The following is a 10352-nucleotide window of genomic DNA, read 5'->3' as shown; positions in this document are numbered from 1 at the left end:
CTGCAATTGAATCTGTTCGAACGGCGAGCGTTGTTGCCACTGCTGCGCGGCGATCCACCAGACACCCATCACACCATCAACCGCGCACAACTCGCCCTGCTGTGAAAAATTGTGAGACAGCAGTGAGCGCATATATATGATTTCTGGCGTCTGTTGGTACTGGCGGTTTTGCGCAGGCGGATGAAATTTGTTTGCTGTGGCGCAATGAATGTCGTCAGGCACGACTGACGGTCAAGCACGGGCGTTATACAGGCAGGCGGTTGGATGCGGCTGAGCTCGCTTAGGCCGGTCGCTCGACTTTGGGTGAGCATAGGCTTGGTGTAAGATTGCGCCCACACGAAAGTTGCGGCGAGGCATCGCCAAGGAAACCAGCTGAGCGTGAGACAAAAACCAACAACAGGAATGTCCGGGGACGTGCTGGCTGTGATTATTAACTCGTTCCTTATTTGTATGCGCGGCGCGCTGTAAAAGCGCGTAGCCACGACTTGCCTATAATTTGCTATGCAAACGGTTGACTGGTACCTGAACCGTCTGAAACAGATGTCGCTTGGTGAGATAAGTCACAGAGTGCGGCAAACGGTGGTGGGTCACGCTCAGGCGAAGCGCACGAGCGTAAAAACCGAAGTTCCGCTATTCAACTTCAAGCCCGCCCGCCTGAACTGGCTTACTGCGCCGGTTCAGGTCGATACTGCACTTTATACGCGGGCCGCCGATCGGGTTGCCGCGGGCCGGATTCCTGTATTCGCCGTGGACGATGCCGCGCTTGGGTCTGAACCGCGCTGGAACAAAGATGTCCGTCTGGATGTCGAGGCGCCGCTAACGTTCGGCAAGTCGCTGAATTACAGAGACCCGCGCCTGGTCGGTGACATCAAGTATTTATGGGAGCCTAATCGGCATCTGGAGCTTGTGACGCTTGCGCAGGCCTATCGATTGACGGACTCGGAAAAATACCTGCACGCGCTGCGTGAGAAACTTGAATCGTGGTTTGACCAGTGTCCGCACTTGCTCGGACCCAACTGGGCGAGCTCGCTGGAATTGGGAATCCGACTGATCAACTGGGCCGCGGTATGGCAAATGGTCGGCGGGGCTGAATCCCGTCTTTTCGCTGGCGCCCGCGGCGCCGCATTTAAAGATCGCTGGCTCAAGTCGATCTACCATCATGCGCAGTTCGTAACGGGCTATCGCTCTCGCTATTCGTCCGCGAATAACCACCTGATCGGAGAGGTGACGGGAGTGTTCGTGGCGGGCTGTGTGTGGCCGCTATGCCAGGACATGCTGAACTGGCGCGCGCAAAGCTACGACATACTCGTCCACGAAGCGTTACAGCAGACCTGCGCCGACGGCGTCAATCGGGAACAGGCCATTGCCTATCAGCATTTTGTGCTGGATTTTCTCATTGTCGGGGCGCTGGTAGGGGAAGCGGCCGATATCAGGTTCCCTCAGGGTTACTGGCTCCGGATTGAGAAAATGCTGGAGTACATCGCGTCGCTAATGGATGTAGCTGGTAACGTACCGATGATCGGGGACGCTGATGACGGCTACGTGGTACGTTTGTCTCAGGAGCGGGACTTTTGCCATTTCAGATCACTGCTGGCGACCGGCGCGGTGCTATTCCAGCGTCAGGATTTCAAGGCTAAATCAGGGCATCTGGACGACAAGACCCAGTGGCTGCTTGGCGAGAGAGCTGCGAGGTATCACCATATCCGTGCCGCGACAGATCGATCAACTACGCGCCGGGCGTTTCCTGAAGGCGGCTATTACCTACTCGGTACGGATTTCGACACCGAAGACGAAATGCGTCTGGTGGTGGATGCGGGGCCATTGGGACATCAGTCCATTGCCGCTCACGGTCACGCGGACGCGCTGGCGTTGACCTTGTCGGTGGGCGGCCGTGAATTTCTGATCGATCCGGGCACCTATGCTTATCATACCAATGAAAGATGGCGCAATTACTTCAGGGGTACGGCAGCGCACAACACCGTGCGGGTGGACAATGGCGATCAGTCGGTATCCGGCGGGAATTTTATGTGGATACGCCATGCGCAGGCACGCTGCGAGGCGTGGCTTCCTGGCGATGAGATGGATGTTTTCCGCGGTTCGCACGACGGTTATACACGCCTGCGTGATCCGGTTGTGCATCGACGCGAAATCCGCCTGGACAAGGCGCGCCGACACATAGAAATCAACGACACCTTGATGTGCAAGCGCGCTCACATCATTGAACGGCCGTGGCATTTCGCGGAGCATTGCATGGTGCGGGAAACCGCGGACGGTTTTTTGGCAACCAGCGCAGCTGTGACCATCGGGGTTAAACATGCGGACGCAGGCGTGACGGCGCTGCGCTTCAGCGGTGATGTCGAGCGTCCCGCCGGCTGGGTATCCCGGCGCTACGACGTCAAGACGCCGACGACAACCCTGGTCTGGCTCGCGGAAATCAGCGGCGAAACGACATTGCGAACGGTCATCGACTGCGCGCAGCCGGCAATTGTCAGCGATGACTCAGCGAATTCAATGCCGAATTCAAAAAAATGGGAACGGGTATGAAGATCAGTATTTTCGGCCTCGGTTATGTCGGCGCGGTGTCGGCCGGCTGTCTGGCGCAAGACGGGCACACCGTGATTGGCGTCGATCCATACCAGCCCAAAGTGGACCTGATTAATCGCGGGCAGACACCGGTAATCGAGAAAGACATCGGCGAAATTATTTCGGCGGCAGTCAGGGAGAAGAGATTATGGGCCACCGTGGACGTCGAGGAGGCCATCAACGCCTCCGAAATATCGCTGATCTGCGTAGGTACGCCGAGCCAGCTTAACGGCAGCCTGGATCTCAAGTACGTCCGGCACGTGTGCGAACAGATCGGCAACGCTCTTAAACACAAGGACGCGTTTCATGTGGTCGTAGCGCGCAGCACTATGTTGCCGGGGAGTATGGCCAGCGTGGTTGTCCAGACTTTGGAGGCGGCTTCGGGAAAACAGGCGGGCAAGGATTTCGGGGTTTGCAATAACCCGGAGTTTCTGCGCGAAGGTACGGCGGTACACGATTTTTATCATCCGCCCAAGACCGTGATCGGCGAAATTGGTCCGAAAAGTGGCGATCAACTGGCGAGCCTCTACTCGAAACTGGATGCGCCTTTAATTCGCACGGATGTCGAAACCGCGGAAATGGTCAAGTACAGCGATAACGTCTGGCACGCGCTGAAAGTCGGATTCGCCAACGAAATCGGAAATATCTGCAAGGCGGCGAATATCGATGGCCACAAGGTTATGGACATATTCTGCCGGGATACCAAGCTGAACTTATCGCCTTATTATCTGAAGCCAGGCTTTGCGTTTGGTGGCTCCTGCCTGCCGAAAGATGTCCGCGCGCTGAACTACAAGGCGCGCAGTCTGGACATCGAGGTGCCGATTATCAACGCCATCCTTACCAGCAATCAGTGGCAGATCGACAAAGGCCTGAAGATGATCCTCGACAAGGGGAACAAGAAAGTGGGAATTCTGGGATTCAGCTTCAAGGCGGGCACCGACGACTTGCGCGAAAGCCCGCTGGTCGAACTCATTGAAAGGCTCATAGGCAAGGGCTACGACGTACGCGTGTACGACCGCAACGTTCAAATGGCGCGTCTGGTAGGCGCCAATCGAGACTACATTCTCAATCACATTCCGCACATCTCCAATCTGATGGTGAGCAGCATCGACGAGGTGCTGGCGCACGCGCGGACGATTGTCATCGGCAACGGCGACCAGGACTTCGAGTCGGTCCCGGCGTCACTTAAACCCGGGCAGGTACTTGTGGACCTGATCCGAATCACGTCTGCGCGCAGCGAAGCGGGTAAATATGACGGCATCTGCTGGTAAACCCAGACGGGTGCTAATCATCGTCGAAAACCTGCCGGTGCCGTTCGATCGCAGAGTCTGGCAGGAGGCGAAAACGCTGGCCGGTGCGGGGTACCAGGTATCCGTAATCTCTCCCACGGGCAAGGGCTTCGAGGCGCGACACGAGGTCATCGACGGTATCCATATCTATCGTCATGCGCTGCCCGTGGAGGGTGGCGGCGTGACGGGTTACGTCGCGGAATACGGCGCGGCGTTTTGCTGGCAGTTTTTTCTGGCCTGGCGCATATTGATTACCCGCGGCTTCGACGCCATTCATGCGTGCAATCCGCCGGACAACATCTTTCTGATCGGCGGGTTCTTCAAGTTATTGGGCAAGCGTTTTTTGTTCGATCATCACGACATTAACCCGGAATTGTACGAGGCAAAATTCGGGCGTCGCGACTGGTTTTACAAGCTGATGCTCGGCCTCGAGCGATGGACGTTCAAGACGGCCAAGGTGTCGATCGCCACGAATGAGTCTTACCGGCGCATCGCCATCGAGCGCGGTGGCATGTCTCCTGAAGACGTGTTTATCGTCCGCAGTGGCCCGAATCTCGACCGGCTGAAGATAGGGCCCCCGGTGGAGGCGCTGAAAAAGGGGCGGGCGTATCTGGTGGGTTATGTCGGCGTGATGGGTAAACAGGAAGGCATCGAGTTTCTGCTGCAGGCCGCGCGCTACATTGTATTTGTGAAAGGCCGTCACGATGTGCAATTCGGCCTCGTGGGCGGCGGGACCGAGCTTCACGACATGAAAGCTTACGCGGGCCAGCTGGGTCTGGCTGACTACGTGACGTTTACGGGTCGCGTGCCGGACGATGAAATGCTGGCGATGCTGAATACCGCCGATGTTTGCGTGAATCCTGACGTGGCCAATGAGATGAACGACAAATCCACGATGAACAAGATCATGGAGTACATGGCGCTGGGCAAACCGATTGTGCAGTTCGACCTCACCGAGGGCAGGTTTTCAGCCCGCGGCGCCTCGCTGTACGCGGCCAGAAACGATGCCCTCGACTTCGCAGAGAAAATTCTTGCGCTGCTGGACGACTCGGAACTCAGGCGGGCAATGGGTAAGGACGGGCGTCATCGAGTCGAAAACGAACTCTCTTGGCACTACGAGGCGCCAAGGCTCCTGGAAGCCTATGACGCGCTTTTCCGGGAAGGGAAAAGACCCGCTGCCGCGTGAGGTTTGGGCGGCCTTACATCGGCACTAATCCGTGGCCTTGTAAGAGCGCGCATTCGAATTAACCACACCGCCCGCGTCGCGGACTGCGTATGATCGCACCACGACGGAATGGTCGGGCACGTCAGGGAGTCGCTTAAAACAGGTCATGAATTATCTGTTCGCAATGGTGACAGCCACCGCGGTCAGCCTGGCTGTCATCCCGGTGATGATGCGCCTCGCGCCGTGGCTGGGCATGATCGACCACCCCGACGCGCGTAAAGTGCATGCGAAGCCCGTGCCGCGTGTGGGCGGCTGGGGCATTGTGCTCGGCGCGTTGCTGCCGATCATCATTCTGGTTCCACTCACGCCGCTTCTGCAGGCTTATATCTTTGGGGTCGTGGTTCTGTTTGCATTCGGCTCCACGGACGATCGCCGCGAGCTGGGGCACTACACGAAATTCATCGGGCAGCTGCTCGCGGTCGTGCCGGTCGTTACCTACGGCGGTGTTTACGTTTCGCATCTGCCTTTGTTCGGCATGGATTCAATTCCTGCCGCGATCGGCATGCCGTTTGCGATTTTCGCATTGCTGGGCATGATCAACGCCATTAATCATTCCGACGGACTGGATGGCCTGGCGGGTGGCGAAGCCTTGCTGAGTCTGGCCTCACTGGCGTTCCTCGGTTATCTGGCGGACAGCGATCTGATCCTGTTGATCGCGCTGGCGGCCATGGGTGGTGGCTTCGGATTTCTGCGCTATAACACCCATCCGGCGATCGTATTCATGGGGGACGGCGGCAGTCAGTTTCTGGGATTTACACTGGGTTTTCTGGCCGTGCTGCTGACTCAGCAGATTGACACGTCGCTAAGTCCGGCCGTGGTTCTGCTGCTGCTCGGTCTGCCCATCGCGGACATTATAATGGTGCTGGGCAAACGCATGAGCGAGCGCATGAACTGGTTCCTGGCCACCAAGAATCACCTTCATCATCGCTTGCTGGACTTAGGGTTCGTGCACGAGGAATCTGTCGTCATCATTTACTCCATCCAGACATTGTTCGTGGTGAGCGGAATTTTCTTGCGTTATCAGCCTGACTGGCTGCTGTTTACCATTTACGTCGCGGCCTGCGTGCTGATCTTCGGTTCCCTCGCTTACGCCGAGCAGCATCGCTATGTCGTTCATCGCAACAATACGGAAGGAGCGCTAAGCGGCGCGATTTCATACCTGCGCATGAAGTTGCTGGTGACAACGCCACGGCGGTTCATCGAACTTGGCCTGCCCATTTATCTGGTAGTCACCAGCCTGTTGATCAGCAACGTGCCGCGCGACTTTGGGTTTGCCTCAGCCGGCATCTTCGTGTTGCTGCTCGTCGAGTCGTCGCTGAGCAGCACCTTGCGTTCCATCATGCTCAGGGCATTGATATACGTCGTTGCGACCTTTGTGGTTTATCTCAGTTATAATTACCCACCGCACGACGTGATGTGGCTGGACCTCGTCAAACTGCTGTTTCTGGTGGCGCTCGCATTCGCCATAGGGACCGCGATCAAGTATTCGCCGCGCCGGCGGGAATTCGAATTCACCACCACCGCCATGGATTACCTGATGATGCTGATTGTCGTTACCAGCCTGGTGGTGGCGCAATCTCAGCAGGTGGAAAGACAAATCAGCCTGTTTGTTTTTGAGGTTATCATTCTGCTTTACGCGTGCGAATTGCTGATTATCGAGAAGCGAGAGCGATGGAATCTTCTGACCTTATCGTCCCTGGCGACGACAGGCGTGCTGGCGGTGCGAGGGTTATTTTAGACTGCGAGTCTGGCAGCCCGGCGCACTGCTCGATACTCAAAAGTTAAGCTCATGACTGACAATCCCACAGCCAAGGCAGTTAAGAAAAGCCCTAATACAGTCTGGCATCACGCGACCGTTACGCGCGCGAGGCGGCAGCAGCAGAATGGACACAAATCGGTGGTGCTCTGGTTCACCGGCCTGTCCGGCGCTGGCAAATCAACGGTCGCGCACGCGGTTGAGGAGGCGCTGCATGAGCAAGGCCGGCACACGTTTGTGTTCGATGGCGACAACGTGCGACATGGTCTGTGCTCTGACTTGAGTTTCTCGGAAGAAGCGCGCAAGGAGAACATTCGCCGTGTGGGCGAGATGGCAAAACTATTCGTCGAAGCGGGCGTGATCGGATTGACGGCGTTTATTTCACCTTATCGCTCCGATCGGCAGAAGGTGCGCGAGCTTGTGGCTCCCGGCGACTTCATTGAGATTTATTGTTGTTGTTCACTGGAAGTCTGTGAGCGACGCGATGTCAAAGGCCTCTACAAGCGCGCGCGCCGAGGCGAGATCAAGGAATTTACGGGCATATCTTCGCCTTACGAGGAGCCCCTCAATCCCGAACTCGTGCTCGAAACGGGCGCGGGGTCAGTGGGCGACTGCGTCGAGGAAGTGGTGGCCTATTTATCCAGAAACGGTTACCTGACCTGATCGGTGCCGACGCTCCGACCCATATTCGTCATCAAAGGGTCGTCAACAAAGGCGTGTAGCGCCATCGTTTTTAAGGCAAATAGTTGTTCGCTCAATGCATTGTGGCATTATTGACAGGCAGGCTTTACTTAATCTTTGGTCGCCCGTACAGTTCGATCTTGCATGAATCCAGTGTGGTTCTCCGAAGCTGGACAAAGTCACCCCACCATAGTTGCAGAGCAATGCCAAAACCTGAACTCGCATCCAACCACAGCCACCTCAACCTACAGGCTGCCAACGTCCCGTCCGCGCATGGCGCCAAACACGAACGCGCTACGGGCGCCCTGCGTGCCTGGGTTTACGATCGGGTATTGATGGGGCTCACGGCCGGCTGGTATCAGCAGGTTCTGAGGCGTCTCCCGCAAGGGGCGTCCGTGCTCGACGTGGGTATTGGAACGGGTAGCGCCGTTGCCCGCAGCGCCGACCTGGTGCGGCAAAAGAACATCCGGATCGTAGGATTGGACATAGACCGCGACTATCTGGCGTATTGCGAGAAGGTGCTCCGCCGCGCGGGGCTGAGCGATAACGTGATCCCCAGACTGACCTCCGTCTACGATCATCAGGGCGGTCCTTACGACGCGGTGTACTTCAGCGCCAGCTTCATGTTGCTGCCCGATCCGGTCGGCGCAATCCGGCACGTGCTCTCGCTGCTGGCGCCGGGTGGCTGGGTCTTTTTTACACAGACATTTCACCATGGGAAATCGGCATTGATCGAAAAGGTCAAGCCGATGCTGCACCGGGTCACAAGTATCCACTTTGGACGCGTGACTTATGAAGCGGATTTTCTGAGCGTGCTGGAGGAGTCCGGGCTCGAGCTAATGGAGTTTCTGACCATGGGCAGCACCAGACGCGCTTCTTACAGACTGGCGATAGCGCGTCCCCTGGCGATCGACAAGCCCCGGACCATGGCCGCGGGCTCTATATGAGAAATTTCAGTAGATCAACTTCTCACTGCAATCCCATGCTCAGGACCTGCGCAAGGTAGCTTGCGCCTGGGCGAGACTTCGCCGGAAAGCACGCGCGTCAATGGTATGACTAATCCCGATCCAGCCAGACGCTCAGGCCTTGCGCGTTAAGCTCGATATCCAGGTTGAAGAGTGCGAGCGCCTCACTACGATCCAGCGGGACACCGGCGGTTGTGAGTTCGCTCAGCAGAAACCCCTCGATTTCCGCGACGAGATGCTGGTGTCGATCCTGCTCCGCTGTCAAGTTGCGTGCGCTGCTGCTTTCAGCAAGCTCCGCTAGTTGCCCGATCCTGCGGCGCAGATCATTTGCCAGCGACTCAACGGCGGTGACCATTCCGTAATGCGCCATATACACGCGGTCGGGCCGATAGCGTAACAGCCGGTCAAGCGAGTCGCGCCAGGCACTGGGGTCGAATTGGACGGGCGTGGTGGTCGGAAATACAAACGCACCGTTGGGCCCGTCACTTTCGCGATAGGAAAGTCCAAAAACATCGCCGGCAAAAAAGCCGCGGGTGGATTCATCAAAAATACTGTAGTGATGGCGTGCATGTCCTGGCGTGTCCATGAACAAGAGACGGCGGCCACTCAAGTCCAGCTCCAGGCCATCTTCCGCCAGGATTATCCTGTGTTCGGGAACCGGCCGAAGCGTCCCGAAATTTTCCCTGAACGTCGTTTCCCCATAAACGGCCGTGGCGCCCGCGATCAATTTGCCTGGGTCGATCATATGGCGCGCGCCGCGCGGATGCACCACAAGCCTGGCTTCCGGCAGATGATGCATAAGTTCGCCCGCACCGCCCGCGTGGTCCAGGTGTACATGGGTCGGCATCACGTAGGCGACATCGCGACGCGCGATTTGTTTATGATCCAGAAGCTTAAGCAAGCGCGGAACGGAGTGGGCGGTGCCGCTATCGATAAATGCCGCCTGACCATTGTGTTCCATCAAATAGCAAGCGGCCATCCTCGGTCGATAGTAACCGGTATCGATACACGTTATACCACCAGTCATGGTCTCGTGATTCGGACTAGACATGATGTGAATAGACAGGAGAGAATTCAGCCACGATCCGGCGGCTCCAGTGTACGGTTGACACTGACGATGTAGTAAACCACCGGCGTTTAAAACAGCGCGCGCGATGAGACAACGATGCCATCCTCGTCGGCGTATACGTAATTCGAGGGCGTGAACGTTACGTCCGCGAAGCGCACCGGGATATCGCGTTCACCGGCGCCGAGCTTGACGCTTTTGCGAGGGTTGCAGGCCAGCGCCTTTACGCCAATCGAGGCGTTGGACAGGGCAATGGAATCGCGTACGCAACCGTTCACGATCACGCCCGCCCAATCATTTTTTTCGGCGAGCGCGGCCAGTTGATCGCCCAGGAGCGCGCAGCGCAACGAGCCGCCTCCATCGACAATCAGCACCCTGTTATGACCGCTGGTTACAAGTGCTTCGCGAACCAGGCTATTGTCCTCAAAACATTTCACCGTGTGGACCTCGCCGTGAAACGCGAGGCAACCTCCAAAATCTCTGAAAACGGGCTCCACAACCTGTAGATCATCGCTATGCTCGTCGTAGAGATCCGCGGTTGTAAATTTCCGGTCGCTGTTGCTGATTGGCATGACAATGTGGGCAGGAGTGACTGGTCAAATCAGATTCGCATTACGATACCAGTATTCGCGCAACTTACAACGACACAACCCCGCCTAACTGTTTAGTCCCGGCATATGGTGGGTTGGATCGAGTTTGAATCGATCGGGTTGTTGTGTCCATATTTTGCAGATGTACTCGTAGGGCGTGAGGCCTTTGAGTGTCTTCAGGCGCTTGGCGAAGTTAT

Annotated in this window: 10 protein-coding genes; 6 read left to right on the top strand and 4 right to left on the bottom strand. The window is 57.0% G+C overall.

Annotation, left to right across the window (positions count from 1 at the left end; all coding sequences use genetic code 11):
• A partial coding sequence (locus H0V34_13090) for a hypothetical protein (protein MBA2492581.1) occupies window positions 1–222 on the bottom strand: 222 nt, incomplete at its 3' end.
• Window positions 223–501: 279 nt separating this feature from the next.
• Between H0V34_13090 and H0V34_13085 the strand changes: the two genes are divergently transcribed.
• From H0V34_13085 to H0V34_13060, 6 genes are all read left to right on the top strand, one after another.
• Window positions 502–2544: an alginate lyase family protein gene (locus H0V34_13085; protein ID MBA2492580.1), complete on the top strand. Its 2043-nt coding sequence runs from the start codon at window positions 502–504 to the stop codon at window positions 2542–2544.
• Window positions 2541–3854, top strand: coding sequence for a UDP-glucose/GDP-mannose dehydrogenase family protein (locus tag H0V34_13080; protein MBA2492579.1), 1314 nt, complete (start codon window positions 2541–2543; stop codon window positions 3852–3854). The genes H0V34_13085 and H0V34_13080 overlap by 4 nt, the downstream gene beginning before the upstream one ends.
• Window positions 3835–5058 carry a glycosyltransferase family 4 protein gene (locus H0V34_13075; GenBank protein ID MBA2492578.1) on the top strand — a complete coding sequence of 408 codons (1224 nt, stop codon included), beginning with the start codon at window positions 3835–3837 and terminating at the stop codon, window positions 5056–5058. Before H0V34_13080 ends, H0V34_13075 begins: the two co-directional genes overlap by 20 nt.
• 145 nt (window positions 5059–5203) lie before the next feature.
• Window positions 5204–6835 (top strand): undecaprenyl/decaprenyl-phosphate alpha-N-acetylglucosaminyl 1-phosphate transferase, encoded by a 1632-nt coding sequence (locus H0V34_13070; GenBank protein ID MBA2492577.1) that lies wholly within the window; start codon window positions 5204–5206, stop codon window positions 6833–6835.
• A 51-nt stretch (window positions 6836–6886) separates the two neighbouring features.
• The gene (gene cysC, locus H0V34_13065; GenBank protein ID MBA2492576.1) at window positions 6887–7516 is read left to right on the top strand and encodes an adenylyl-sulfate kinase; all 630 of its coding nucleotides are present in this window, start codon (window positions 6887–6889) and stop codon (window positions 7514–7516) included.
• Between the two features lie 221 nt (window positions 7517–7737).
• Window positions 7738–8481 carry a class I SAM-dependent methyltransferase gene (locus H0V34_13060; protein MBA2492575.1) on the top strand — a complete coding sequence of 248 codons (744 nt, stop codon included), beginning with the start codon at window positions 7738–7740 and terminating at the stop codon, window positions 8479–8481.
• A gap of 109 nt (window positions 8482–8590) precedes the next feature.
• Here H0V34_13060 and H0V34_13055 read toward each other — a convergent pair whose 3' ends face one another.
• From H0V34_13055 to H0V34_13045, 3 genes are all read right to left on the bottom strand, one after another.
• Window positions 8591–9550: an MBL fold metallo-hydrolase gene (locus H0V34_13055; GenBank protein ID MBA2492574.1), complete on the bottom strand. Its 960-nt coding sequence runs from the start codon at window positions 9548–9550 to the stop codon at window positions 8591–8593.
• Window positions 9551–9636: 86 nt separating this feature from the next.
• Window positions 9637–10137: a ribonuclease E activity regulator RraA gene (gene rraA / locus H0V34_13050; protein ID MBA2492573.1), complete on the bottom strand. Its 501-nt coding sequence runs from the start codon at window positions 10135–10137 to the stop codon at window positions 9637–9639.
• A gap of 84 nt (window positions 10138–10221) precedes the next feature.
• Window positions 10222–10352 (bottom strand): IS481 family transposase (locus H0V34_13045; protein MBA2492572.1); only part of this gene is annotated, 131 nt, incomplete at its 5' end.

The sequence above is a fragment of the Gammaproteobacteria bacterium genome (genome assembly GCA_013696315.1).
Taxonomy (GTDB): domain Bacteria; phylum Pseudomonadota; class Gammaproteobacteria; order JACCYU01; family JACCYU01; genus JACCYU01.
This window is presented reverse-complemented; position numbering and strand designations above follow the sequence as displayed.

What these genes read in the sequence shown, in the direction of transcription:
- H0V34_13085 (MBA2492580.1), top strand. Translation starts at nt 502, where the DNA reads ATGCAAACGGTTGACTGGTACCTGAACCGTCTGAAACAGATGTCGCTT.
- H0V34_13080 (MBA2492579.1), top strand. Translation starts at nt 2,541, where the DNA reads ATGAAGATCAGTATTTTCGGCCTCGGTTATGTCGGCGCGGTGTCGGCC.
- H0V34_13075 (MBA2492578.1), top strand. Translation starts at nt 3,835, where the DNA reads ATGACGGCATCTGCTGGTAAACCCAGACGGGTGCTAATCATCGTCGAA.
- H0V34_13070 (MBA2492577.1), top strand. Translation starts at nt 5,204, where the DNA reads ATGAATTATCTGTTCGCAATGGTGACAGCCACCGCGGTCAGCCTGGCT.
- cysC (MBA2492576.1), top strand. Translation starts at nt 6,887, where the DNA reads ATGACTGACAATCCCACAGCCAAGGCAGTTAAGAAAAGCCCTAATACA.
- H0V34_13060 (MBA2492575.1), top strand. Translation starts at nt 7,738, where the DNA reads ATGCCAAAACCTGAACTCGCATCCAACCACAGCCACCTCAACCTACAG.
- H0V34_13055 (MBA2492574.1), bottom strand. Translation starts at nt 9,550, where the DNA reads ATGTCTAGTCCGAATCACGAGACCATGACTGGTGGTATAACGTGTATC.
- rraA (MBA2492573.1), bottom strand. Translation starts at nt 10,137, where the DNA reads ATGCCAATCAGCAACAGCGACCGGAAATTTACAACCGCGGATCTCTAC.